24 protein-coding genes are annotated in these 26081 nt (G+C 58.5%); 15 read left to right on the forward strand and 9 right to left on the reverse strand.

Annotation, left to right across the window (positions count from 1 at the left end; all coding sequences use genetic code 11):
- Positions 1-9: 9 nt before the first annotated feature.
- The 4 genes from BMW97_RS12390 to BMW97_RS12405 are packed head-to-tail and all read left to right on the forward strand — an operon-like array spanning position 10 to position 2453.
- On the forward strand, positions 10-552 hold the full coding sequence (locus BMW97_RS12390; RefSeq protein ID WP_045910052.1) for a fimbrial protein: 543 nt from the start codon (positions 10-12) through the stop codon (positions 550-552).
- A gap of 9 nt (positions 553-561) precedes the next feature.
- Positions 562-1092, forward strand: a complete 531-nt coding sequence (locus BMW97_RS12395; RefSeq protein WP_052714386.1) for a fimbrial protein — start codon at positions 562-564, stop codon at positions 1090-1092.
- Positions 1058-1795: a fimbrial biogenesis chaperone gene (locus BMW97_RS12400; RefSeq protein ID WP_254783053.1), complete on the forward strand. Its 738-nt coding sequence runs from the start codon at positions 1058-1060 to the stop codon at positions 1793-1795. The genes BMW97_RS12395 and BMW97_RS12400 overlap by 35 nt, the downstream gene beginning before the upstream one ends.
- A 31-nt stretch (positions 1796-1826) precedes the next feature.
- Positions 1827-2453 (forward strand): hypothetical protein, encoded by a 627-nt coding sequence (locus tag BMW97_RS12405; protein ID WP_052714387.1) that lies wholly within the window; start codon positions 1827-1829, stop codon positions 2451-2453.
- Between the two features lie 53 nt (positions 2454-2506).
- Here the strand turns inward: BMW97_RS12405 and lsrG are convergent, their stop codons facing one another.
- Genes lsrG through lsrA form a run of 6 tightly spaced genes read right to left on the reverse strand, consistent with a single transcriptional unit; the run spans position 2507 to position 8198 of the window.
- Positions 2507-2800 (reverse strand): (4S)-4-hydroxy-5-phosphonooxypentane-2,3-dione isomerase, encoded by a 294-nt coding sequence (gene lsrG / locus BMW97_RS12410; protein ID WP_003862606.1) that lies wholly within the window; start codon positions 2798-2800, stop codon positions 2507-2509.
- A complete protein-coding gene (gene lsrF, locus BMW97_RS12415) occupies positions 2797-3684 on the reverse strand; it encodes a 3-hydroxy-5-phosphonooxypentane-2,4-dione thiolase (RefSeq protein WP_032653516.1) in 888 nt (295 codons plus the stop codon). The genes lsrG and lsrF overlap by 4 nt, the downstream gene beginning before the upstream one ends.
- 11 nt (positions 3685-3695) lie before the next feature.
- Positions 3696-4697 (reverse strand): autoinducer 2 ABC transporter substrate-binding protein LsrB, encoded by a 1002-nt coding sequence (gene lsrB, locus BMW97_RS12420; protein ID WP_045910054.1) that lies wholly within the window; start codon positions 4695-4697, stop codon positions 3696-3698.
- A 1-nt stretch (position 4698) separates the two neighbouring features.
- Positions 4699-5682 (reverse strand): autoinducer 2 ABC transporter permease LsrD, encoded by a 984-nt coding sequence (lsrD, locus tag BMW97_RS12425; protein ID WP_045910055.1) that lies wholly within the window; start codon positions 5680-5682, stop codon positions 4699-4701.
- Complete coding sequence (gene lsrC / locus BMW97_RS12430; RefSeq protein ID WP_045910056.1) at positions 5683-6714, reverse strand: autoinducer 2 ABC transporter permease LsrC; 1032 nt, start codon at positions 6712-6714, stop codon at positions 5683-5685.
- Positions 6711-8198 (reverse strand): autoinducer 2 ABC transporter ATP-binding protein LsrA, encoded by a 1488-nt coding sequence (gene lsrA, locus BMW97_RS12435; protein ID WP_045910057.1) that lies wholly within the window; start codon positions 8196-8198, stop codon positions 6711-6713. Before lsrA ends, lsrC begins: the two co-directional genes overlap by 4 nt.
- A 215-nt stretch (positions 8199-8413) precedes the next feature.
- Between lsrA and lsrR the strand changes: the two genes are divergently transcribed.
- From lsrR to BMW97_RS12450, 3 genes are all read left to right on the forward strand, one after another.
- Positions 8414-9385: a transcriptional regulator LsrR gene (gene lsrR, locus BMW97_RS12440; RefSeq protein ID WP_003862617.1), complete on the forward strand. Its 972-nt coding sequence runs from the start codon at positions 8414-8416 to the stop codon at positions 9383-9385.
- 33 nt (positions 9386-9418) lie between these two features.
- Positions 9419-11035, forward strand: a complete 1617-nt coding sequence (gene lsrK, locus BMW97_RS12445) for an autoinducer-2 kinase (protein WP_045910058.1) — start codon at positions 9419-9421, stop codon at positions 11033-11035.
- Positions 11036-11210: 175 nt separating this feature from the next.
- Positions 11211-13232, forward strand: a complete 2022-nt coding sequence (locus BMW97_RS12450; RefSeq protein ID WP_045910059.1) for an NADPH-dependent 2,4-dienoyl-CoA reductase — start codon at positions 11211-11213, stop codon at positions 13230-13232.
- A 90-nt stretch (positions 13233-13322) separates the two neighbouring features.
- Here the strand turns inward: BMW97_RS12450 and rlmG are convergent, their stop codons facing one another.
- Positions 13323-14459 (reverse strand): 23S rRNA (guanine(1835)-N(2))-methyltransferase RlmG, encoded by a 1137-nt coding sequence (rlmG, locus tag BMW97_RS12455; protein WP_045910060.1) that lies wholly within the window; start codon positions 14457-14459, stop codon positions 13323-13325.
- An 83-nt stretch (positions 14460-14542) separates the two neighbouring features.
- Between rlmG and BMW97_RS12460 the strand changes: the two genes are divergently transcribed.
- The 4 genes from BMW97_RS12460 (at position 14543) to sstT (ending at position 18829) form a co-directional block, all read left to right on the forward strand.
- Complete coding sequence (locus BMW97_RS12460; protein WP_024906411.1) at positions 14543-15046, forward strand: YgjP-like metallopeptidase domain-containing protein; 504 nt, start codon at positions 14543-14545, stop codon at positions 15044-15046.
- Positions 15047-15116: 70 nt separating this feature from the next.
- Positions 15117-16115 carry a Gfo/Idh/MocA family protein gene (locus BMW97_RS12465; protein WP_045910061.1) on the forward strand — a complete coding sequence of 333 codons (999 nt, stop codon included), beginning with the start codon at positions 15117-15119 and terminating at the stop codon, positions 16113-16115.
- A gap of 251 nt (positions 16116-16366) precedes the next feature.
- Complete coding sequence (locus BMW97_RS12470) at positions 16367-17332, forward strand: TerC family protein (protein ID WP_021242367.1); 966 nt, start codon at positions 16367-16369, stop codon at positions 17330-17332.
- A gap of 255 nt (positions 17333-17587) precedes the next feature.
- Entirely contained in the window at positions 17588-18829 is a 1242-nt protein-coding gene (gene sstT / locus BMW97_RS12475; RefSeq protein WP_045910062.1) for a serine/threonine transporter SstT, read from the forward strand.
- An 86-nt stretch (positions 18830-18915) separates the two neighbouring features.
- Here sstT and BMW97_RS12480 read toward each other — a convergent pair whose 3' ends face one another.
- The gene (locus BMW97_RS12480; protein WP_045910063.1) at positions 18916-20403 is read right to left on the reverse strand and encodes a UxaA family hydrolase; all 1488 of its coding nucleotides are present in this window, start codon (positions 20401-20403) and stop codon (positions 18916-18918) included.
- Between the two features lie 17 nt (positions 20404-20420).
- Positions 20421-21833 carry a glucuronate isomerase gene (uxaC, locus tag BMW97_RS12485; RefSeq protein ID WP_045910064.1) on the reverse strand — a complete coding sequence of 471 codons (1413 nt, stop codon included), beginning with the start codon at positions 21831-21833 and terminating at the stop codon, positions 20421-20423.
- Positions 21834-22309: 476 nt separating this feature from the next.
- On the opposite strand from uxaC, the gene BMW97_RS12490 reads away from it, so the two are divergent.
- The 4 genes from BMW97_RS12490 to mzrA all read left to right on the forward strand — a co-directional run bounded on the left by BMW97_RS12490 (position 22310) and on the right by mzrA (position 25961).
- Positions 22310-23608 (forward strand): MFS transporter, encoded by a 1299-nt coding sequence (locus BMW97_RS12490; protein ID WP_090392883.1) that lies wholly within the window; start codon positions 22310-22312, stop codon positions 23606-23608.
- Positions 23609-23791: 183 nt separating this feature from the next.
- Positions 23792-24568 (forward strand): transcriptional regulator ExuR, encoded by a 777-nt coding sequence (gene exuR / locus BMW97_RS12495; protein ID WP_023615584.1) that lies wholly within the window; start codon positions 23792-23794, stop codon positions 24566-24568.
- 344 nt (positions 24569-24912) lie between these two features.
- Entirely contained in the window at positions 24913-25575 is a 663-nt protein-coding gene (gene yqjA, locus BMW97_RS12500; protein WP_023309289.1) for a DedA family general envelope maintenance protein YqjA, read from the forward strand.
- 2 nt (positions 25576-25577) lie between these two features.
- Positions 25578-25961, forward strand: coding sequence for an EnvZ/OmpR regulon moderator MzrA (mzrA, locus tag BMW97_RS12505; RefSeq protein ID WP_045910066.1), 384 nt, complete (start codon positions 25578-25580; stop codon positions 25959-25961).
- The last annotated feature ends 120 nt before the right edge of the window (positions 25962-26081 follow it).

A 26081-nucleotide genomic window follows, 5' to 3' on the forward strand; every position in this document is an offset into this window, starting at 1 on the left:
GGGTGAATAATGAAAATCGTTTATTTTTTCCCGCTGGTGATGCTGTTTTCCGGAATGCCGGTCACCTATGCGGATGATGGCGCGTCAATTAACCTCCAGATATTCGGCACCATTATTGGTGAGTCCTGTGATGTTGATGTGAACAGTAAAGAACAAACGGTTGATCTGGGCGACTTTGACGCATCGGAATTTCCAGTACCGGGAACAACGTCGCCAGAAAAAGCGTTTACCATCGACCTGAATAATTGTTCACGTGCCATCCAGGGAACAAAAGTCTGGTTCAGCGGTACGCCCGATAGTAATAATCCCGATCTGTTAGCCCTGAGCGACACGGGTAAAGGCACGGCCACCGAAATGGCGACCGGCGTTGGCGTAGAGCTTCTCAATGCCGAACTGAATCCAATCAAGATAAATAATGTGGAATCAGCAATCTATCCGTTAAAGCAAGGCGATAATAGCCTGACGTTTAATTTACGGTATAAATCCACTCTGCCAGCGGTTACGCCTGGGAATGCAACGGCCATTATGTATTTTGATTTGCTCTATCAGTAGGATGCGGAAATGAAAAAAAAATTAACAATGATATTCACCGCGCTTTTTCTGGTGGCATTGTTTTCTGAATGTACACTGGCGCACGACGGTACAATTTATATCACTGGCGTTATCCATAAAAAGACGTGCACTATCGCGCCTGACTCACAGACGCTGACGGTCCCAATGGACAGCGTTCAAAGCCTCTACTTCACCCAACCGGGTATGGGGGCCGATTATCACCCGTTTGCCATTAATGTGGAAAACTGTGCCGGAACAGAAGGCTCCGTCAGTATTACCTTTGATGGCACACCCGACACGGTAAACCCCGATTTGCTCACGCTCATCGGCGGTGAAGGCTATGCGACGGGCATCGGTGTAGGTATTTACAATCAGGACAAATCGCTGATTTCCATCGGAAGTAAAAGCCAGGACGTCTTGATTATCCCTCATCAAAGCGACGCCATTCTGCATTTTTACGCCCGCTACATTGCCACTGCCAGTACCGTTACCACGGGGACGGCAAATGCGACGACGACATTTATTCTTAATTATGCGTGAACGTTTATTCCCGGCGACGATGCTGCTTCTCTTTTTATTCTCGATGGCCGTGCCCCAGGCAAGGGCTGGGGTCACGATCGGTGGAACACGTTTTGTCTATCCGGAACGAGAGAAATCAATCAGTTTTTCTGTCCGTAACCCTTCTGACGCTTCTTACCTGATCTACACCAAAGTCGAGCCAGGCGGCCTCTGGGCAGGTTCTGATACCCCGCCCGGGTTGCAATCGGCATTTGTCGCCACGCCACAGCTGTTTTCATTGCATCCTGAACGTGAAAACACGGTTCGCCTGATATTTACGGGAGGCGTCATACCTGAAGATCGCGAAACGCTGTTCACGTTAAGCGTTTCGGCCATTCCTTCTGCGAACAAGCACTCCGCAGGCGTTCAGACTGCAGTGCGTTCACGCTTTAAACTTTTTTATCGCCCCGCCGGGCTCACCGGTAATCCTGATGATGCTTATCAGGCTCTACGCTGGTCGCGAAGCAAAAGTAAGGTCGTCGTGTATAACCCAACGCCTTATTACATCACGCTTTATCAGCTCAGCCTCGGGGGGAAGAACATACCCGACGGCGGCGTTGTCGCCCCTTTTAGCAAGCGCGAGCTCGAAGGCTGTAAAGACGCCGCGCTGTGCCAGGTACGCTGGCAAACGATTAATGACTATGGCCGCATTATGCCTGTTCGAATGCAAACACTTTTGTCGTAGTCCAGTTCTTACTTTTTTACGGAATAATAGTATGAAAGTCCCTACCGTCCTTTGTCGCCTTTCTGTCCCCCTTGCTGCGGCACTTGTTTTCTCCACCGCAACGCAGGCAGAGCCCGCCACGCCCCAGCAGATCGAGCAAACAGGAAAAGCGGCAGAAGCCTATTTCGCTGCACACCCTGAAAAAATAGGGGAAATTGTCTCGACCTATCTTGCCGAGCATCCTGAGTTTTTGGTTGCGGCGGGCGAAAGCCTTCGCCAGCGTCAACAGATAGCCCAGCAGCAAGCCATGGTGCAAAATGCCGTGCTCCATCGCGATCGGTTACTTGCCGCCGGCGATCCCGTCGTCGGCCCCGTTGACGCAAAAGCCGCCGTGGTGGCTTTCGTGGAGGAAAACTGTGTGAACTGCAACATCACACAAGAGCTTATCCATGCCAATCCGGATGTGCGTTTTATCTTTAAAAAATTGCCTTCAGCCGGGTCGGCAAACAAAGCATTACAGGAAAACGTGACGCTAGTGAAGCAGATCGGTTTTACCAACATGCCAGCGTTTGTCGTTTTACCTCAGGAAAAAGATCCTGTCATTCAGCGCATTAGCGTTATGTCCGGCAATCTTTCTGCTGATGCCTTAATCATGGCGATTCAGAAAGCCAAAGGATAGCCCGAACGCTTTTCTTTCCGATGACGCGCAAAAGCACGTCATCGGACACGAGGTTACTCCGGCAACAGCCCGACGAAGCTGCGCTTTTTGCGCGGCTCCGACATCAGCTCCTCAAGTTTATCCACGCACGCCAGATAGTGTGGCGTTTGCTTATGCGCCAGCACCGCCTCTTCGTCTTTGTAGGCCTCGTAGATAAAGAACCGGGTTTTCACGCGTGGGTCCTGCAGCACGTCAAAGCGCAGGTTCCCCGGCTCCTTGATCGCTCCCTCATGGTTGGCGCGAAACACCTCCAGAAACTCGTCTACCCGCTCGGGCTTAATGTTGATCTCCACCAGCGTCACATTCATTTTGCTTCTCCCTGTTTCTCTTCCTGCCAGAACTGGAACGCATCGCGGGCATTCCAGTTCTCGTGAACCACTTTTTTCACCGCCTTCAGCATGGCGAGCGGCGCGCTGGACTGGAAGATGTTGCGCCCCATGTCCACGCCCGACGCGCCCTGGTCAATCGCCCGCCAGCACATCTCCAGCGCCTCGTGCTCCGGCAGCTTTTTGCCCCCGGCGATGACAATCGGCACCGGACAGCTGGCGGTCACCTTTTCAAAGCCTTCATCCACGTAGTAGGTTTTGACGAACTGCGCCCCCATTTCGGCGGCGATGCGGCTGGCCAGCGAGAAATAGCGCGCGTCCCGCGCCATCTCTTTCCCCACGCCCGTCACCGCCAGCGTCGGCATGCCGTAGCGCGCCCCCGCGTCCACCAGCTTGATGATGTTATTAATCGACTGATGCTCAAACTCGCTGCCGATATAGACCTGCGCCGCCACCGCGCAGACGTTCAGGCGCAGGGCATCTTCCATCGCCACCGCCACGCATTCATTGGACAGCTCGCCCAGAATCGAGTTACCACCGGAGGCGCGCAGCACGACCGGTTTATTGGTCGCAGCAGGCACCTGGCTCCTGAGGATGCCGCGGGTACACATCAGCACGTCGGTTTCACCAAACAGCGGCGCAATGGAGAGATCGATACGCTCAAGGCCGGTGGTCGGCCCCTGAAAGTAGCCATGGTCAAAGGCCAGCATCACCGTACGGTTGCTCTGCGGGTTGAAGATGCGTGCCAGGCGGGACTGCATGCCCCAGTCCAGCGAGCCACAGCCCTTCAGCGTGAACGGCACATTCTGCTGCGGCGTGCCGATGCCAAAATCCTTACCGTCTTTGATATCGTCTAAATCAGCCATTTGCTCCCCCGTCAGAAATCGTATTTGCTGATGTTCTCTTTGGTGAACACCACCCGCTCCGGCAGCAGCACGATGCCGTTGCCCTTCGCCTCATACTGGTAGCCCTGCACGCTGTTCGGCTCGACCTTCAGCGCCCCGATGTTTTTTACGTCCACGCTGTCGCCGACGTTAAGATCGCCTTTTTTCAGCAAACGATCGGCGACATTGACCGCAATTTTGCCCTGTTGCACCACGTCCCAGAGGCCAAAGGCCTTCACCGTGCCGCGCTCAACGTACGGGCGCATCACGTTTGGCGTGCTGAAGCCGACAATCGCCACCCCTTCCCGCTTCAGGTTTTCCGCCGCCTGCGCCGCGGCAGGAAGGGCGTTGGCGTCCGGGGCGATGATCGCATCCAGATCCGGATACGCTTTTAAGATCCCCTCGGCGGTCTGCAACGATTTGGTGGCGTCGTTATAGCCAAACTGGGTGGTGACGACCTGCCACTGCGGATGATCTTTCTCGATTTTGGCCTTCGCCTCTTTCACCCACTGGTTCTGGTCGGTGACGGTCGGGCTGGAGTAGAAGAACGCCACTTTGGCATTCGGTTTGGTGACCTGCTTGCCCGCCATTTCCACCAGCAGGCCGCCCAGCTGTTCCGGCGTCCCCTGGTTGATGTAGATGCTGCGGCACTCCGGTTTGGTGTCGGAGTCCCAGGTCAGAACCTTAACGCCGCGCTGCATCGCGCGCTTCAGCGCCGGACACAATCCGTCCGGCGACACGGCGGAGACGATAATGGCGTTATAGCCCTGGTTGACGAAGTTATTGATGAGCTGCACCTGGCCGGAAACGCTCGGCTCGGTCGGACCGTCGTAGGTGACGTCCACGCCAAGATCTTTCCCCGCCTCTTTCGCGCCGTTGCCGCCGCTGGTGAAGAAGCCGACGCCCACCAGCTTCGGGATAAAGGCAATGCGGTCCGCCGCCTGCGCCGAAGCGAAGCTGAGAGCCATTGCCAGGACGAGCAGTTTTGTTTTCATCTTACGCTCCGGATAGTTTTCTAAAGAGAGATCGCACCCATTCGCGGTGCAAGTGCAAACTCAGCGAACGCCCCATCACCACCACAACCAGCAGCGCCCCTGACAGCGCGCTCGACACCTGGTTGGGGATGCCGACCATCTGTAAACCCTGCTGCAGATACCCCACCAGCAGCGCCGCCAGCGCCGTACCGACAACCGAACCTGACCCGCCGTAGATATTGGCCCCGCCGAGCACGGCGGCGGTGAGCGCAGGCATCAGTAAATCGCGCCCCAGATCCGAACGCGCGGAGCCGAAATAGGAGACCATTACCAGCGCGGCAATCGCCGAGGCTACGCCTACCAGGCCGTACAGCACGTAGGGCATGCCGTTCACCGACAGCGCCGCATAGCGCGCCGCGCGCGGGTTCTGCCCAATCAGGAACAGATGGCGCCCAAAGCGCCCGCGGTGGGTAATGAGCCAGAAGAAGAAGGTGATAGCCGCGAACAAGACCAATGGGATCGGCAGGCCAAATACCGTGAGGTTAGCGAAGGCGGTAAAGCTGTCCGGGAAGCCGCCGATGCCCTCGTAGCCCGTGGCCCCCGCCATGCCGGAGAGCAGCAGCGCCCCACCGCCGTAGAGGTAGAGCGTGCCGAGGGTAATCACCAGCGGGCTGATGCCGGTGTAGTGGATCAGCGCCGCGTTTACCAGCCCGCACAGCAGTCCCAGCAGCAGCGTCAGTGGAACGGCGACCGCCATCGGCCACCCGGCCTGCATCATCACCCCCAGCGCAATCGCGCACAGACCGATGGTCGAGCCGAGGGAGATGTCGATCCCGCCGCTGATAATCACCAGCGTCAGCGGCAGCGCCACGATGCCAATGCAGATAAAATCGCTGGTGCTGAACAACAGCATGTTGATGTCGAGCATGCGCGGGTTGATGGCGCCGAAAAGCAGGATCTCCAGCACCAGCAAAATGAGCAGCGCGCTTTCCCAGTTAAGCCTCATTTACGCCACCTCTTTTTTGCGTTTGGGAAAGGGGGTGACGTGCTTTCCCCCTCTGTTACCCGGCTGGAAGCGACCATACTTCAGCGCCCGCTGATGCCGCGCCAGCGCCTGGCGCAGACGCCCGTCGAGCACCAGCACGCCCAGCAGCACCAGCCCGGCGATAAAGTCATTCCACCAGGCAGGAAGCCTGAACAGCACCAGCACTGTGTCGATTTGGGTGAGGAAGAACGCACCGAGCAACGCGCCGATCAGCGTGCCCGTGCCGCCCAACAGCGAAATGCCGCCGAGGACGCAGGCGGCGATGGCCTTCATTTCCAGCCCGCTGCCGGTCTGGTTGGGCACAAAACCAATCTGTGCGGCAAAGACAATCCCGGCGCAGGCCGCCAGCATGCCGTTGAGGGTAAAGGCGATCATGCGGGTGCGGTTCACCGCTACGCCCAGCTGCCGCGCGGCGGCGAGGTTATCCCCCACCGCGTAGAAATCACGCCCGAACGCGGTGCGCGACAGCGTCCACGCGCCGGTGACCACGATAATCAACACCACCATGCCAAGGGGCGACACGCCGATGGCCGCAGGCTCAGAGAGGGATTTCAACCCCGGCGGCAACCCCTCAATCCACTTTCCGCCGGTCCAGAGCAGCATCGCTCCACGGTACAGCCCCAGCGTGCCGAGGGTGGCGACGATCGCCGGGATGCGCAGCCCCACCACCAGCAACCCGTTGAACGCCCCGGCCAGCGCGCCAACCATGAGCGCGAAGAGAATGGAAACGGGCAGGCTGTAGCCGCTGTTGAGAGCCACGCCGACGGCAATGGCGGAGAGCCCGACCGTGGAGCCGACGGAGACATCGATATTGCGGGTCAGCATCACCAGCGCCGCACCGATGGCCAGCAGGATCAGGATCTGCGAGCTGGCGAAAATCATCCCCAGCGTCTGCAGGCTGAAGTAAGAGGGATTAAGCGCCACCAGCACGGCGAACAGCGCCAGAATGGCGAGAAACGCGCTTAGCTCGCGGTTTTTCAGTAAGATCTTCATGCTTGCCCTCCAAACGCCAGCGCCATCATGCGATCGAGGCTGACGGCATGGCGTGGCAGCTCGCCGCTGAGCACGCCCTGGTGCATCACCAACACGCGGTCCGCGAGGCCCGGAAACTCATCAAGATCGCTTGAGATCATCAGTACCGCCACGTTCTGCGCCGCCACGCTTTTGATGAGCTGGTAGATATCGGCGCGCGCCGAGACGTCCACGCCGCGCGTCGGTTCATCGACGATCAGCAGTAAAGGGTTGGCCTCCAGACAGCGCGCCAGCAGCACCTTCTGCTGGTTGCCACCGGAGAGCGTGCGCACGGTTTGATCCGCATGGTTGAGCTTGATCCCCAGCGCCCGGTGATAGCGCTCCACCACCGCAGACTCCCGCTTGCGCTGCTGCCAGAGCGACGGCTCGTTCAGCGCCACGGTGTTCCAGCGGATCGGCGCGTCGAGGAACAGGCCGGACACCTGCCTGTCTTCCGGCAGGTAGACCAGGCCTCTGTTTAGTCGCGAGCGCACCGGCTCGTTGGCGATCTCCTGGTTCTCCAGCCAGATGCGTCCCCCGCGTACCGGCCGCAGGCCGTAGAGGGTTTCGGCAAACTCGGTACGTCCGGATCCCACCAGCCCTGCAAGGCCGACGATCTCTCCGGCGTAGATCTCAAGGCTCAGATCGATAAAGCCTTCTCCGGTGAGATCCTCCACCCGCAGCACCGGAAAGTCCTGCGGCTGGGTGCGACGGTTGCCCGGCAGCGCCAGCCACAGCTTTTGCGTATCGCTCAGGGATTTCTCCCGGCTCACCGGCGTCATGGCGGCAATCAGGGCGTTATCGTCGAACTGCGCGGTTTCACCGCTCAGCACCACCGTGCCGTCGCGCATCACCGAGACGTGGCTCGACAGCACGCGAATTTCCGGCAGCTTATGCGAGATAAACACAATCCCGACCCCGAGTGCCTGCAGCGCGCGGATCTGGCGGAACAGCCGTTCGGTTTCGCCCGGCGTGAGGGAGGCCGTAGGTTCGTCGAGGATCAGGATCCGGGCGTTGCGCATTAATCCGCGCAGGATCTCCACCATCTGCTGATCCGCCACTTCCAGGGTGCTGGCGGCGGCGTCGAGGTTGAGCTGGCACTGCTGCTGCTCAAGTTTCTCCGCCAGCTGCTTTTCCCGATCGCGCTCGCGCGGCAGGCGGAACAGGATATTTTCCCGCACCGTCAGGTTGGGGAACAGCAGCGGCTCCTGCGGCACGAGGTAAATGCCGAGCCTGTGCGCCTGTGCGGGCGTCAGCCGCGCATATGACTGCCCCTCGACGGAAAGTTCACCGCCGTCCGGCGTCTCGACCCCGGCGATGATCTTCATCAGCGTCGATTTTCCCGCGCCGTTTCCGCCCATCAGCGCGTGCACCTGGCCCGCAAGCAGCGTGAAATCAATGCCTTTTAGAACCGGCACGCCTGAGAACTGCTTGCTGATATTCCGCGCGTCGAGAAGTGAGGTCATCATCGCTCCGCTATTGAACAAATGATTTTTAGATTTAATAATGTTCAAAAGCGTAGACGGTGAACTATATTTACAACCGTGCAGGGATCACAGTTTTATCGATTGAGATTCAGATAAACCAGAAACGATCGAAATGATCCGTTTTGTCGCGTGGCTCACACTTTCCTTTCGCGCCATCACGAACATATGATCTAAATTTTTATAAGAGTTCAACTATGAGCGATAAACGCACTGCGGAAGAAGGACGGTTTGCCGGGCTGGCGCTGGCGGAAGAGGAGCTGGTGGCGCGCGTGGCCTGGTGTTACTACCACGACGGGCTGACCCAGAACGATATCGGCGAACGCCTCGGGCTGCCGCGATTAAAAATCTCCCGTCTGCTGGAGAAAGGCCGTCAGTCCGGAGTGATCCGCGTGCAGATCAACTCCCGCTACGAGGGCTGTCTGGCGCTGGAAACCGAGCTGCAGCAGCGCTTTGGCCTGAAGCTGGTGCGCGTGATGCCTGCCTTAAATACGCCGCCGATGAACGTGCGGCTGGGCATTGGCGCAGCGCAGTCGCTGATGGGCGTACTGGAACCCGGCCAGCTGCTGGCGGTGGGATTCGGTGAAACCACCATGAGCAGCCTGCAGCACCTGAGCGGATTTATCAGCTCACAGCAGATCCGCCTCGTGACGCTGTCCGGCGGCGTCGGGCCGTACATGACCGGTATCGGCCAGCTGGATGCGGCCTGCAGCGTCAGCATGATCCCCGCCCCGCTTCGCGTGTCATCCGCAGAGGTGGCCGGGATCTTAAAACGCGAAACCAGCGTGCGGGACGTGATCCTCGCGGCCACCGCCGCCGACGTCGCGGTGGTGGGTATTGGTTCAGTGAACCAGCGCCGTGATGCCACGATCCTGCGCTCCGGCTACATCAGCGAAGGTGAACAGCTGATGTACGCCCGCAAAGGCGCGGTCGGCGATATTCTCGGTTATTTCCTCAATGCCGAAGGGGAGTGCGTCGAGGAGCTGGAGATCCATAAAGAATTACTCGGCGTCTCGCTTGATGAGCTGGCGCAACTGCCCACCATCGTTGGCGTGGCCGGAGGGGAAGAGAAAGCCGATGCGATTTATGCCGCACTGAAGGGTCGCCGTATCAATGGCCTGGTGACGGAGGAGACGACAGCCCGCGCGGTGCTGGCTCTGGCCAAGTGAGAGCCCGCCCTGCGCTAACAGCGAGGCAAGCTCATGAGTTACCTTTTAGCGTTAGATGCAGGGACCGGCAGCGTTCGCGCCGTGATTTTCGATTTGCAGGGCAACCAGATTGCCGTCGGCCAGGCCGAGTGGAAGCACCTGAGCGTGGAGAACGTGCCGGGCTCGATGGAGTTCGACCTCGACACCAACTGGCGGCTGGCCTGCCAGTGCATTCATCAGGCGCTGACGCGCGCGAATCTGGGCGCGGCGGATATTCAGTCCGTCGCCTGCTGCTCCATGCGCGAAGGGATAGTGCTTTACGACCGCAACGGCGAGGCCATCTGGGCCTGCGCCAACGTTGACGCCCGCGCCAGCCGCGAGGTGGCGGAACTCAAAGAGATCCACGACAACCATTTTGAATCCGAAGTGTATGACGTCTCCGGCCAGACGCTGGCGCTGAGCGCGATGCCGCGCCTGCTGTGGCTGGCACACCATCGTCCGGATATTTACCGCAGCGCCGCCACTATCACCATGATCAGCGACTGGCTGGCAGCGAAGCTCTCCGGCGAGCTGGCGGTCGACCCGTCTAACGCGGGCACCACCGGCATGCTGGATCTCTTCTCCCGCGACTGGCGTCCGGCGCTGCTGGACATGGCCGGGCTGCGCGCCGATATTCTCTCCCCGGTAAAAGAGACCGGCACCGTGCTGGGCGCTATCACCCGAGAGGCCGCACAGCAAAGCGGTCTGCGCGAAGGCACGCCGGTCGTCATGGGCGGCGGCGACGTGCAGCTGGGCTGTCTGGGTCTGGGGGTAGTCCGCGCCGGACAAACGGCGGTGCTGGGTGGGACCTTCTGGCAGCAGGTCGTGAACCTGCCGCAGGTGCGCACCGACCCTGGCATGAACATTCGGGTGAACCCGCACGTGATTCCCGGCATGGCGCAGGCGGAGTCGATCAGCTTCTTTACCGGGCTGACCATGCGCTGGTTCCGTGATGCCTTCTGCGCCGAGGAAAAGCTGATTGCCGAGCGGATGGGGATGGATACCTATTCTCTGCTGGAAGAGATGGCCAGCCGGGTGCCGGCGGGCTCCCACGGGGTGATGCCAATCTTCTCCGACGCCATGCATTTTAAGCAGTGGTACCACGCCGCGCCGTCGTTTATTAATCTCTCCATCGACCCGGAAAAATGCAATAAAGCGACGCTGTTCCGCGCCCTGGAGGAGAACGCGGCGATCGTCTCGGCCTGTAACCTGGCGCAGATTTCCCACTTCTCCGGCGTGACGTTTGAAAGCCTGGTCTTTGCGGGCGGGGGCTCGAAAGGTGCGCTGTGGAGTCAGATTTTAAGCGACGTCACCGGCCTGCCGGTGCGCGTGCCGGAAGTGAAAGAGGCGACGGCGCTCGGCTGCGCCATCGCGGCAGGTGCTGGCGCGGGGCTGTTTGCCGATATGGCCTCGACGGGCGAGCGGCTGGTGAAATGGAGCCGCGAGTTCACGCCAAACCCGGTACATCGCGAACTGTACGACGGCATGATACAGAAATGGCAGGCGGTATATGCAGACCAGCTCGGGCTGGTGGACAGCGGGCTGACGACGTCGATGTGGCAGGCGCCGGGGTTAGTAAAAACCCATTCCCCTCTCCCCATAGGGGAGAGGGAAAAAACCAGATCGAGCTGATTCTTTAAGGCCGCACCGGCCAGTCCCCTCTCCCCTCCGGGGAGAGGGTTAGGGTGAGGGGAAGTTCTTTGAGATCTATCACAATCATTCGATCCCGCTTTTACCTTTCCGCTGCCGCTGGCTAAATTAGTAACTCATCCGACCACATAACAATAATTTTACACTGGAAGAGACTATGAGCCGCTACCCGTCGTTATTCGCTCCCCTCGATCTGGGGTTCACCACACTCAAAAACCGCGTGTTGATGGGCTCGATGCACACCGGGCTGGAGGAGCATCCGGACGGGGCCGAGCGTCTGGCAGCCTTCTATGCCGAACGCGCCCGCCATGGGGTAGCACTGATCGTCACCGGCGGCGTGGCCCCTGCCCCTTCCGGCGTCGGCATGGAGGGCGGCGCGGTGCTGAACGATGCGTCACAGCTGCCGCACCACCGCATTGTGACCGACGCGGTACACAACGAGGGCGGTAAAATCGCCCTGCAAATTCTGCACACCGGACGCTACAGCTATCAGCCGAATCTGGTCGCGCCATCGGCCATTCAGGCGCCGATTAACCGCTTCACTCCGCATGCCCTGAGCCACGACGAGATCCTGGCGCTGATTGACGACTTCGCCCGCTGCGCGGCGCTGGCGCGTGAAGCGGGCTACGACGGCGTTGAGGTGATGGGGTCTGAAGGCTATCTGATTAACGAGTTTCTGGCCGCCCGCACCAACCAGCGCGACGACGAATGGGGCGGCGACTATGCCCGCCGGATGCGCTTTGCTGTAGAAGTCGTGCGCGCCGTGCGCGAACGCGCGGGCGCGGATTTTATTATCATCTTCCGCCTGTCGATGCTCGACCTGGTGGAGGGCGGCGGCACGTTTGACGAAACCGTGCAACTGGCGCAGGCGATAGAAGCCGCGGGGGCCACCATTATCAACACCGGCATCGGCTGGCACGAGGCGCGCATTCCGACCATCGCCACGCCGGTGCCGCGCGCGGCGTTCAGCTGGGTGACGCGCAGGCTGAAAGGGAAAGTGTCTGTTCCGCTGGTCACCACCAACCGCATTAACGATCCGCAGGTGGCGGACGATGTGATTTCACGCGGCGATGCCGACATGGTCTCGATGGCGCGCCCGTTCCTGGCCGATGCCGAGCTGCTGTCCAAAGCGCAAAGCGGCCGTGCGGATGAGATCAACACCTGCATCGGCTGTAATCAGGCGTGCCTGGATCAGATCTTCGTCGGGAAAGTGACCTCCTGCCTCGTCAACCCGCGCGCCTGCCACGAAACCAAAATGCCGGTGATCCCGGCGACAGCGAAAAAACGCCTGGCGGTTGTCGGCGCAGGGCCTGCGGGCCTGGCGTTTGCGGTCAATGCCGCCTCGCGCGGCCACAGCGTGACGCTGTTTGATGCGCTGGGGGAGATTGGCGGGCAGTTTAATATCGCCAAACAGATCCCCGGCAAAGAGGAGTTCTACGAAACGCTGCGCTACTACCGCCGGATGATCGAGCTGACGGGCGTCGAGCTGCGGCTTAACCAGTTTGTCGGCGCGGCGGATCTGACTGATTTCGATGAGGTGATCCTGGCGAGCGGGATCGTACCGCGCACGCCTGCGATCGAGGGTATCGATCATCCAAAAGTGCTGAGCTATCTCGACGTGCTGCGTGACAAAGTACCGGTTGGCGAGAAGGTGGCGATTATCGGCTGCGGCGGGATCGGCTTTGATACCGCTATGTATTTGAGCCAGCCGGACGAGGCGACCAGCCAGAACATTGCCGAGTTTTGCGTCGAATGGGGCATTGATACCAGCCTCAGCCAGTCCGGCGGCCTGCGCCCCGAAGGGCCGCAGCTGCCGAAAAGCCCGCGCCAGATCGTGATGCTGCAGCGTAAGGCCAGCAAGCCGGGCGAAGGGCTGGGCAAAACCACCGGCTGGATCCACCGCGCTACCCTGCTCTCACGCGGGGTGAAGATGATCCCGGCGGTCAGCTACCAGAAGATCGACGACGAGGGGCTGCACGTCACGATCGGCGGCGAGCCGCAGCTGCTGCGCGTGGATCATGTGATTTTATGTGCCGGGCAGGAGCCAAAGCGCGATCTGGCGGATCCGCTGCGCGAGGCCGGTAAAACGGTGCATCTGATTGGCGGGTGTGACGTGGCAATGGAGCTGGATGCGCGGCGCGCGATTGCGCAGGGGACGAAATTAGCTCTGATGATCTAGAACATTGCCGGGCGGCGCTGCGCTTGCCCGGCTTACGGGTCCGAGGCCATTGTAGGCCCGGTAAGCGAAGCGCCACCGGGCAAAACAATCTTAACGACGACGTCCCAGCTTCACCGACTTCAGCACCACAAACTTGTTATTCGTCGCAATGGTGACGCAGTTACCGAAAATCTTCTTCAGCTTGTGGAAGTAGTCCAGGTGGCGGTTCGCCACGATGTACAGCTCGCCGTTAATTTTCAGGCAGCGGCGCGCGTGGTGGAACATCTCCCAGGCGACGTTATCCGTCAGGGCGTGCTTCTGGTGGAACGGCGGGTTACAGAACACGGCGTTGAAGCGGAACGGCTCTACCCCCGACAGCGCGTTGTTGATCATAAACTCGCAGCGGTCCAGCGCGTCCGGCAGGTTGGTTTCTACGTTCAGACGGCTGGAGGCCACCGCCATCGGCGATTCGTCGCTGAACACCACGCTGGCTTCCGGGTTCTTCGCCAGCAGCGTCAGGCCAATCACGCCGTTGCCGCAGCCAAGATCGACAATCTCACCTTCCAGATTTTCCGGCAGATGTTCCATAAAGAAGCGCGCGCCGATATCCAGACCGGTGCGGGAGAAGACGTTCGCGTGGTTATGGATGGTCCAGTCGGTCCCTTCCAGCGTCCAGCTCAGCGTTTCTGGCGCGTCGGCCAGCTCAGGGGCGGCGAACGTACAGTTGATCAGGCGCGCTTTTTTCCAGGCCAGCGTGGTGGTGGTCGGCCCGAGGACTTTCTCGAACAGATCCAGCGTCGAAGTATGAATATCGCGCGCTTTGGCACCCGCGATGATGCGGGTTTCTGGCGTGACGACCTTACGCAGCGCGCGCAGCTGCTGCTCCAGCAGCGCCATGGTTTTTGGCACTTTGATCAGCACCACGCCCGGCGCCTGCGGGTAGTCCGCAGTGCTGTCGAGGAACTTCACGCTGGACTCTTCGATGTCGTTATGGCGAAGGTTTTCACGCGTCGCCAGCTCGCTCAGGTAGGAGTCGCCGATACTGTACGGCGTGTGTTCCGCCAGCGCACAGCCCAGGGCGCCAAACGCGTCATTCAGGATCAAAACCGGGCCGCGGATTTCAGTGTCATCCAACTGCTGCAGCAGATATTCATCCGCCGCTTCCCACGCCTGAAGCGGGTTAACGTCGTCCGTCTCCGGGAAACGTTTAAGGTTGAGTGAACGGAAACCGTTGTCTAAGTGGCTCATCGGCCCTCCTGAATGGTAAAATTTGGCGTATCCCTGAAAAGGGTGCGTGAGTATACCCGTTTTATTGTCGATTTGGGGCGTTGATGAACCAACTTACTTATCTCCAGGGCTATCCGGAGCATTTACTGACTCAGGTTCGCAGCCTGATTGCCGAGCAGAAGCTGGGCGCGGTGCTGGAAAAACGCTACCCCGGCACCCACGATTTCGCGACCGATAAGGCCCTCTGGCAGTATACGCAGGATCTGAAAAACCGGTATCTGAAGAGCGCCCCGCCGATCAACAAGGTGATGTACGACAATAAGATCCACGTGCTGAAAAACGCGCTCGGCCTGCACACCGCCGTCTCTCGCGTGCAGGGCGGTAAGCTGAAGGCGAAGGCCGAAATCCGCGTCGCGACGGTTTTCCGCAATGCACCGGAAGCCTTTCTGCGGATGATCGTCGTCCATGAGCTGGCACACCTGAAAGAGAAAGAGCACGACAAAGCGTTCTATTCCCTGTGCTGCCACATGGAGCCGCAGTACCACCAGCTGGAGTTTGATACCCGTCTGTGGCTTACGCATTTATCGTTAAAAGGTAATGCGGAATAGCGCACGCGAATTGTCATGATGACGTGCTACAGTGGCTAAAGGTTCCCCGCTACGGAGTACGTAAACGTTTATGATACGTTTCGCAGTCATTGGAACGAACTGGATCACGCGCCAGTTCGTCGACGCCGCCCACGAAACCGGCAAACTGAAACTTACCGCAGTCTATTCCCGCAGCCTTGAGCAGGCGCAGAGTTTTGCCAACGACTACCTCGTCGAGCATCTCTTCACCTCGCTTGATGAGATGGCGCAAAGCGACGCCATTGACGCGGTCTATATTGCCAGCCCGAACTCCCTGCACTTCCCGCAAACGAAGCTGTTCCTCAGCCATAAAAAGCATGTGATTTGCGAGAAGCCGCTGGCGTCGAACATCGATGAAGTCGAAGCCGCCATTGCGCTTGCCCGCGAAAACCAGGTGGTGCTGTTCGAAGCCTTCAAAACCGCCAGCCTGCCGAACTTCCTGCTGCTGCAGCAGTCCCTGCCGAAGGTGGGCAAAGTGCGCAAAGCGTTTATCAACTACTGCCAGTACTCGTCGCGCTACCAGCGCTATCTCGACGGCGAGAACCCGAACACCTTTAATCCGGCCTTCTCTAACGGCTCGATTATGGATATCGGTTTCTATTGCCTGGCCTCTGCCGTGGCCCTGTGGGGCGAGCCGCACGGCGTCACGGCCACCGCCAGCCTGCTGGAGAGCGGCGTGGATGCGCACGGTGTCGCGGTGCTGGATTACGGTGATTTCAGCGTGACGCTGCAGCACTCCAAGGTGAGCGACTCTGTCCTGCCGAGCGAAATTCAGGGCGAAGCGGGCTCGCTGGTTATCGAGAAGATCTCCGAGTGCCAGAAGGTGAGCTTTGTGCCGCGCGGCGGCAAAGCCCAGGAGCTGACGCAGCCTCAGCATATTAACACTATGCTCTATGAGGCAGAGGTCTTCGCCCGTCTGGTGGAAGACAACGAAGTGAATCACCCAGGCCTTGCGGTGAGCCGCACCACGGCGAAGCTGCAAACGGAGATCCGCCGTCAGACCGGCGTGGTGTTCCCGGCAGACGGCGTGAGCGCGGAAGTTATCGCGTAAAGCTGTGTAATGAAACGGCGCAGACCATTGACGAAACCAATGGTCTGACATATTTTGTTACCTGCAAAGGGGAGTAACTTCTTCGTCGGTGGATCGTCATTACGATGCGTGCAATACCGCATCCGGTCGCCGGGCAACCCTCGTGGTTGTAAGTGAGACCTTGCCGGAAGGCGAGGTCTATGCATAAAAAGCTAACGGCTATCGTCTTCTGACCATGGCCGTTTTTGTTTTTTATGTGTAAGGAAAATAGTATGCATTCTGTCGGCACTCCCATGTTGTGGGGCGGATTCGCGGTTGTCGTGCTCATCATGCTGGCGATCGACCTCTTTTTACAGGGGCGTCGCGGCGCGCACGGCATGACCATGAAACAGGCTGCGGCCTGGTCGCTGGTGTGGGTCACCCTCTCCCTGCTCTTCTGTGCCGCCTTCTGGTGGTATCTGGCCTCGACCGAAGGCCGCGCGGTGGCCGATCCTCAGGCCCTCGCCTTCCTCACAGGCTATCTGATTGAAAAAGCCCTGGCGGTCGATAACGTCTTCGTCTGGCTGATGCTGTTCAGCTACTTCGCCGTACCTGCGGCCCTGCAGCGCCGCGTGCTGGTCTACGGCGTGCTGGGCGCGATTATCCTGCGTACCATCATGATCTTCGCTGGCAGCTGGCTGATAACCCAGTTCGAATGGCTGCTGTACGTCTTCGGCGCGTTCCTGCTGTTCACCGGGGTCAAAATGGCGCTGGCGAAAGAGGACGGCTCTGCGATTGGCGATCGCCCGCTGGTGAAGTGGATCCGCGGCCATCTGCGCATGACAGACAAGATCGAGAGCGAGCACTTCTTCGTACGCAAGAACGGCCTGCTGTTTGCCACCCCGCTGCTGCTGGTGCTGATCCTGGTTGAGCTGAGCGACGTGATTTTCGCCGTGGACAGCATTCCGGCCATTTTTGCGGTGACCACCGACCCGTTCATCGTCCTGACCTCTAACCTGTTCGCCATCCTCGGCCTGCGCGCCATGTACTTCCTGCTGGCAGGCGCGGCGGAGCGCTTCTCAATGCTGAAGTACGGCCTGTCGGTGATCCTGGTGTTTATCGGTATCAAAATGCTGATCGTCGATTTCTACCATATCCCGATCGCCATTTCGCTCGGCGTGGTGTTTGGCATTCTGATCGTGACGCTGATTATCAATACCTGGGTTAACCGCCAGCACGATAAGAAGCAGCAGGCTTAGTGCGTTTTGCCCGGTGGCGCTGCGCTTACCGGGCCTACAACGACACCTCGTGGGCCGGGTAAGCGCAACGCCACCCGGCACTTTCGTTAATCAATAGTTAAAAAACATGACGCAACACGTAAAATCCAGCATTTTACGCTTCCCTCCGCAGACGCTTTCCCTATACTCGACCAGGCAAACATTTACTTACATCCGGACATAAATGTGACTAAGAGCACATCCGGGATGGAACGCAATTTCACTTAAGGAACACTCATGACGACAACCTCATCGGGCCTGCTTGCGCGCCTGTCGCGCGGCAGCCTTGTTAAGCAAATACTGGTTGGACTGGTGCTCGGCGTGGCGCTGGCACTGATCTCAAAACCTGCCGCCGAGGCCACTGGCCTGCTCGGCACACTGTTCGTCGGCGCACTAAAAGCGGTCGCGCCGGTTCTGGTTTTGACGCTGGTGATGGCCTCAATCGCCAACCACCAGCAGGGGCAGAAAACCAATATTCGCCCGATTCTGTGGATGTATCTACTGGGGACGTTCTCGGCTGCGCTGACGGCGGTTGTCGTGAGCTTTATCTTCCCGTCCACGCTGCAACTGACCACCGGCGCGACCGACATTACGCCGCCCGCGGGTATTGTTGAGGTGATGCACGGCCTGCTGATGAGCATTGTCGCCAACCCGATCCATGCGCTGATTAACGCGAACTACATCGGGATTCTGGTATGGGCCGTCGGTCTGGGCTTCGCTCTGCGCCACAGCAACGACACGACTAAAAACCTGGTTAACGACCTTTCTCACGCCGTGACCTTCATCGTGACGGTGGTCATCCGCTTTGCGCCGATTGGTATTTTTGGCCTCGTGGCATCCACGCTGGCAACCACCGGTTTCGGCGCACTCTGGAGCTATGCGCAGCTGCTGCTGGTGCTGATTGGCTGTATGGCTGTCGTGGCACTGGTGATTAATCCGCTGCTGGTGTTTCTGCAGACACGTCGTAACCCGTACCCCCTGGTGCTGATGTGCCTGCGCGAAAGCGGCGTGACCGCCTTCTTCACCCGCAGCTCGGCGGCAAACATTCCGGTCAACATGTCCCTGTGTGAGAAGCTGAATCTGGACCGCGATACCTACTCCGTATCCATTCCGCTGGGTGCGACCGTCAATATGGCGGGAGCGGCCATCACCATCACGGTGCTGACGCTGGCCGCGGTGCATACGCTGGGTATTCCGGTGGATCTGCCAACCGCGCTGCTGCTGAGCGTGGTAGCCTCGCTGTGTGCCTGCGGCGCATCCGGCGTGGCGGGCGGTTCCCTGCTGCTGATCCCGCTGGCATGCAATATGTTCGGCATCCCGAACGAGATCGCCATGCAGGTGGTTGCGGTAGGCTTTATCATCGGCGTGCTGCAGGATTCCTGCGAAACCGCGATCAACTCCTCCACCGACGTGATGTTTACCGCCGCCGTGTGCCAGGCGGAAGACGCGCGTTTAGCGAAGAACGCCCTGCGCAGTTAAAAAGAAAAGCCCGGTGGCGGCTACGCCTTACCGGGCCTACAGGGTTCAGTAGGTCGGGTAAGCGCCAGCGCCACCCGACAAAGTACTTAAAGCGTCACACCGCTCTTAAAGATCGCCAGCTCGCGGAAATCGTTCTTCTCGTTGCAGGTCTGCCTGCCGTTGGCAAATTCCACAATCGCGTCCACGAATTCCGTCAGCAGCTGCGGCATCGCCTTGCCGTGGATAAGCTGCCCGGCATCAAAGTCAATCCAGTGTTTTTTCTTCGCCGCCAGCTCGCTGTTGGTGGCGATTTTCACCGTCGGCACAAAACCGCCGTACGGCGTGCCGCGACCGGTGCTGAACAGCACCATATGGCAGCCGGCTCCCGCCAGCGCGCTGGTGGCGACCGCATCGTTACCCGGCGCGCTCAGCAGGTTCAGACCGTGCGTTTTCAGGCGCTCGCCGTAGCGCAGAACGTCAACCACCTGGCTCGCGCCCGCTTTCTGGGTGCAGCCGAGGGATTTCTCTTCCAGCGTGGTGATCCCACCCGCTTTGTTACCCGGAGACGGGTTCTCATAAATGGGCTGATTGTGGGCAATGAAGTACTGTTTGAAGTCGTTCACCATGGTGACGGTTTTTTCAAACGTCTCCTCGTCGCGGCAGTGGCTCATCAGAATACGTTCCGCGCCGAACATCTCCGGTACCTCGGTCAACACCGTCGTGCCGTTGTTAGCGATCACATAGTCCGAGAAGCGACCCAGCATCGGGTTGGCGGTGATACCGGAAAGGCCGTCAGACCCGCCGCACTCCAGCCCAAACTTCAGCTCGCTCAGCTTGCCCGGCTCGCGCTTGTCATGGCGCATCACGTTATACAGCTGGTGAAGCTGTTCAACGCCCGCCTCCACTTCGTCATCCTGGTGCTGACACACCATAAAATGCACACGCTCAGGGTCAAACTCGCCCAGCGTGTCGCGGAAGGCATCAACCTGGTTGTTCTCGCAGCCCAGGCCAATCACCAGCACCGCGCCCGCGTTCGGGTGACGCACCATGTTTTGCAGCATGGTGCGGGTGTTAATGTGGTCATCCCCCAGCTGGGAGCAGCCGTAGGTGTGGCTGAACAGATGCACGCCGTCGGTGCCTTCGGCATTGTTGGTCTCTTTCAGGAAGCGCGTCTGGATCTGACGCGCAATCCCGTTCACACAGCCGACGGTCGGGAGGATCCACAGCTCGTTGCGGATCCCCACGTCGCCGCTGGCGCGGCGGTAGATCTGCACGTCACGATCCGCCGCCTGCTCATGTGCCCCAGGTAAATCAGGTTGATAGCTGTACTCGTCCAGATCGCTCAGATTGGTGCGGGTATTATGGGAATGAAGATGTTCACCCGGCACGATATCCGCCAGCGCATGCCCAATCGGAAGACCGTACTTAATGACGTTGTCCCCTTTCGCGAGAGGCTTCACGGCAAACTTGTGACCGCGAGCAATCGCCTGACGCAGGGTGACGCTCTGGTTATCAACGGTCACCACGTCGCCTTCAGCGAGATCCGTCAGCGCGACGGCCACGTTATCCAGCGAATGGATTTTGATGTATTGCATATCAACCTCAAACGGCCTTAGTTCAGTTCAATGCCGAAGTAGTCACGCGCATTGTTAAAGCAGATGTTTCTCACCATGTCGCCCAGCAGCTGGATATCCGCCGGCGCTTCGCCTGCGTGCACCCAGCGGCCAATCATCTGGCACAGAATGCGGCGGAAATATTCATGACGGGTATAGGACAGGAAGCTGCGGCTGTCGGTCAGCATGCCGACAAAGCGGCTCAACAGACCAAGCTGCGCCAGCTGCGTCATCTGACGCTCCATGCCGTCTTTCTGATCGTTGAACCACCAGCCGGAACCGAACTGCATCTTGCCCGGCATCCCTTCGCCCTGGAAGTTGCCCACCATCGTGCCCAGCACTTCGTTATCGCGCGGGTTCAGGCAGTAGAGAATGGTTTTCGGCAGCAGGTTTTGCTCATTCTGTTTGCTCAGCAGTTTTGACAGCTCTTCCGCCAGCGGACGGTCGTTGATGGAGTCAAAGCCCACGTCCGCACCAATCAGTTTGAACTGGCGCTGGTTGTTATTGCGCAGCGCACCGATGTGGTACTGCTGTACCCAGCCGCGACGCGCGTATTCCGCGCCGAGGAACACCAGCACCGCCGTTTTGAACTGCGCCACTTCGTGCTCGCTAAGCGATTCACCGGACAGGCGACGCGCCAGAATGCTGTCCAGCTCGGCCTCGTTTGATTCCGCGAACAGCACGACGTCCAGCGCGTGGTCAGAGACTTTACAGCCGTGCGCCGCGAAGTGATCCAGACGTTTGGTCAGCGCGGCCTGGAGATCGGTGAAACGACGGATGTCGGTATCGGACACTTCCGCCAGCTTCGCCACATAGTCGTTAAACGTAGCCTGCTCAATATTGAAGGCTTTGTCCGGGCGCCAGCTTGGCAGCACTTTGATATCAAAAGAAGTGTCTTTGGCGACAACGGCATGATGCTCCAGGGAGTCGATCGGGTCGTCGGTGGTGCCTACCATCTTCACGTTCATCTGCTTCATGATGCCGCGCGCGGAGAAGTTCTCCTCAGCCAGCAGCGCATTGCACCGCTCCCAGATTTCATCGGCGGTCGTTGGGGAGAGCAGTTTGCCGGTGATGCCAAACGGGCGACGCAGCTCAAGGTGCGTCCAGTGGTAGAGCGGGTTACCGATGGTGTGCGGGACGGTCGCCGCCCAGGCATCAAACTTCTCGCGGTCGGTGGCGTCACCGGTACACAGGCGTTCCGCCACGCCGTTGGTGCGCATGGCGCGCCATTTGTAGTGGTCACCCTTCAGCCAGATATCATACAGGTTTTTGAAACGATAATTTTCGGCAACCTGCTGCGGCGGCAGATGGCAGTGGTAGTCGAAAATTGGCTGGTCTTTTGCGTAGTCGTGGTACAGGCGGCGAGCAAATTCGGTATCTAACAGAAAATCGTCGGTCATAAACGGCGTCATTATCGTCTTCCTCATTACGGGAGCGTCAGAAAGCGTATGTTCATATGCTGCAAAGTTATCACACCAATTTCCAGCCACCGAAGCTTTTTTCGTGAGTGAGATCAATAAACGCTAACAAATAAATTACCCTCTAAGGCGTAAACCCTTCTACAGGCCGCGCCATTACTGGCTTTGCGCGCAGCGATTAATGTCCCTACAAAGAATCATACATTTGTGATGTCACTCACCTTTTAAAGTTGTATGACAAGTTATCTTTTCGCCGTCGCAAACGCTAAGCCGACGGAATGCATTACCGGTGTGAGAGGCATCGGGTTTAACGGTACGGATACCGACTTATGCACGCTTACTTATGGCAAGGTTCGGGCCGTTCCGGGACATGCTTCCGGCTACGCCCCTCCCGTTACACAACTGCTCCCGGAAACGGTTGAGAAGTTGCCGTGCTCTGGCGCGGACATAACATAACGATGAGGTTTTAGATGCGTAAAATTAAAGGGTTACGTTGGTATATGATCGCACTGGTGACGTTAGGCACCGTGCTGGGCTACCTGACACGTAACACCGTGGCAGCCGCAGCGCCGACGTTGATGGAAGAGCTGCATATCTCCACACAGCAATACTCCTACATCATTGCCGCCTATTCCGCGGCGTATACCATCATGCAGCCTGTTGCAGGCTATGTGCTGGATATCCTCGGTACCAAAATTGGTTATGCCTTCTTCGCCATCGCCTGGGCGGTGTTCTGCGGAGCCACCGCGCTGGCGGGAAGCTGGGGCGGCCTGGCGCTGGCTCGCGGTGCGGTCGGTGCGGCAGAAGCTGCGATGATCCCGGCGGGCCTGAAAGCCAGCTCCGAGTGGTTCCCGGCAAAAGAGCGCTCTATCGCTGTTGGCTACTTCAACGTGGGCTCGTCCATCGGGGCAATGATTGCGCCACCGCTGGTGGTGTGGGCTATTGTGATGCACAGCTGGCAGATGGCCTTCATCATCTCCGGCGTGCTGAGCTTCGCCTGGGCAATCGCGTGGCTGGTTTTCTATAAGCACCCGCGCGATCAGAAAAAACTCTCCGAAGAAGAACGCGAGTACATCATTGGTGGTCAGGAAGCACAGCATCAGACCAACAACGGCAAGAAAATGACCGTCTGGCAGATCCTGGGCACCCGTCAGTTCTGGGGTATCGCCCTGCCGCGCTTCCTGGCAGAACCGGCCTGGGGGACCTTTAACGCGTGGATCCCGCTGTTCATGTTTAAAGTCTACGGCTTTAACCTGAAAGAGATCGCGATGTTCGCCTGGATGCCCATGCTGTTCGCTGACCTGGGCTGTATCGTGGGCGGCTACCTGCCACCGCTGTTCCAGCGCTGGTTTGGGGTGAACCTGATTGTTTCCCGTAAGATGGTAGTCACCATGGGCGCCCTGCTGATGATTGGCCCGGGCATGATCGGCCTGTTCACCAGCCCATACGTCGCGATTGCCCTGCTGTGTATCGGTGGCTTTGCGCACCAGTCCCTGTCCGGCGCGCTGATTACGCTCTCGTCTGACGTCTTTGGTCGTAACGAAGTGGCCACCGCCAACGGCCTGACCGGGATGGCCGCCTGGACCGCGAGTACGATGTTTGCGCTGGTCGTCGGCGCGCTGGCAGATACCATCGGCTTCAGCCCGCTGTTCGCCGTGCTGGCTATCTTCGACCTGCTGGGCGCGCTGGTGATCTGGACGGTGCTGAAGAGCAAATCGGCAGAGGAGCTGGCGAAAGAGTCGCTCGGGAAACCGGCGACGCAGAGTTAGCAACCATTTTCCCGCCGGGTGGCGCTACGCTTACCCGGCCTACAAAACCCGCAGGCCCGTGCAAGCGAAGCGCCACCGGGCATTTAAAGGCTGCTCAGTAGCGGCTTTTTTAATGGCAAATCTGGAGAGTGGCACGCAAAAGTGGTATAACAAATCATCTGCCGTACCCTGCCTGGAGCGCATATGGAAATCACCGAACCACGTCGTTTATATCAACAACTTGCTGCGGAGCTGAAAGATCGCATCGAGCAAGGGGTCTATCTTGTCGGTGATAAACTGCCCGCCGAGCGCTTCATCGCGGATGAAAAAAGCGTCAGCCGCACCGTGGTGCGCGAAGCGATCATCATGCTGGAAGTGGAAGGCTACGTTGAGGTACGCAAAGGCTCCGGCATTCACGTCATTTCCAATCTGCCGAAACACTCGCCCGTCGCGGACGAAAGTCTGGAATTTGCCAGCTATGGTCCGTTTGAGCTGCTCCAGGCTCGCCAGTTGATTGAAAGCAACATTGCCGAATTTGCGGCGACGCAGGTGACCAAGCAGGACATCATGAAGCTGATGGAAATCCAGGAGAATGCCCGTAAGGAAAAATGTTTCCGCGATTCAGAGTGGGATCTGCAGTTCCACGTCCAGGTCGCCCTGGCAACCCAGAATACGGCGCTGGCGGCAATCGTTGAGAAAATGTGGACTCAGCGCGTTCACAACCCGTACTGGAAAAAACTGCACGACCATATCGATTCCCGAACCGTCGACAACTGGTGTGACGATCACGATCAAATCCTTAAGGCGCTGATTCGTAAAGATCCGCATGCCGCTAAGCTGGCGATGTGGCAGCACCTGGAAAACACCAAGCAGATGCTGTTCAATGAAACCAGTGACGACTTCGAATTTAACGCTGACCGCTATCTTTTCGCTGATAATCCCGTTGTTCATCTCGATACGGCCCCCAGTGCCGCAAAATAGATGACCTTCCCGCTGGCAGGCGCCTCGCTGCGCCTTCTGGCTTCAGTGGGTAAGCAAAACATATATAGTGTCAGCCTTTGTAAATCCCCTCGCTCACTTCCTGGGCTTACGCCAAAATCAACTCACGCCTGCAAATTCTGTGACGCAGAACGTTGGGCTTTGTTACAATTGGATTCACTTCGTTATTTTGTAAGTTAGTGCTTGCTAACCAGCCAATTAACAGGGAACCGTGTTGGCCACACCGCAATGTGTCCGCGAGCGACCATAATGAAATCACAACAATGTCGCCGTGCTGTTTGCCCCGGATAACAGGCGTGACGTTAACCGATTTCCAGGAACACTGAATGGAACTTTTGACCCAACTACTGCATGCCCTCTGGGCGCAGGACTTTGAAACGCTGGCCAACCCTTCCATGATTGGCATGCTCTATTTCGTCTTGTTTATGATCCTGTTCCTTGAGAACGGTTTGCTGCCTGCAGCCTTCCTGCCCGGTGACAGTTTGCTGGTGCTCGTCGGCGTGCTGTGTGCCAAAGGGGCGATGGCGTTTCCGCACACCATTTTATTACTGACCGTCGCGGCCAGCCTCGGCTGCTGGGTGAGCTACATACAGGGAAGATGGCTGGGTAATACCCGGATCGTCCAGAACTGGCTCTCGCACCTGCCTGCACATTATCATCAGCGGGCGCACCACCTTTTCCATAAGCACGGGCTTTCCGCGCTGCTGATTGGTCGCTTTATCGCGTTTGTACGTACCCTGTTGCCGACCATTGCCGGTCTGTCGGGGCTGAGCAGCGCGCGCTTCCAGTTCTTTAACTGGATGAGCGGTCTGTTATGGGTGCTTATTCTGACAACGCTCGGTTATGCCCTGGGTAAAACGCCGGTCTTTATGAAATATGAAGACCAACTGATGTCCTGCCTGATGCTGCTGCCCGTTGTGCTGCTGGTCTTCGGCCTGATCGGCTCTCTGGTCGTGCTGTGGAAAAAGAAATACGGAGCCAGAGGCTAACGATGGCTATCTCACCGCTCGCCCTGCGCCGTTTTGCCTGTGCCGTGATGACGTTGGTGGTGCTCAGCGCCATGCTGCTGGTATGGAGCGCGCTTTCGCACCAGGAATCCACGCTGGCCATTCGCCCGGTCAACCAGGGTGCCAGCGTGCCTGACGGTTTTTCTGTCTGGCATCATCTGGATGCGAACGGGATACGTTTTAAGAGCATCACCCCGCAGGACGATGTTTTACTGATCAAGTTTGATTCCCGTGCGCAAAGTGCCGCCGCAAAAGTGGTTCTCGACCGTACGCTGCCGCAGGGGTATATCATTGCTCAGCAGGAAGATGACAGCCAGCCAGCAGCCTGGCTGTCGCTGATTCGCGATACGTCGCATCGATTTGGATAATTACCAGGATTCCGAATCTTTTCACTCACTTTGGTGAATCCCCCGTTTACTTACTATGCTTAAGTACGCGGAGCACCCCTCGACTGTACTCCGCATAACTTTGGATAGCGGCTTACGCCG

Origin of the sequence: Enterobacter sp. NFIX58, assembly GCF_900110475.1 — a bacterium.
Lineage (GTDB): Bacteria > Pseudomonadota > Gammaproteobacteria > Enterobacterales > Enterobacteriaceae > Enterobacter > Enterobacter quasiroggenkampii.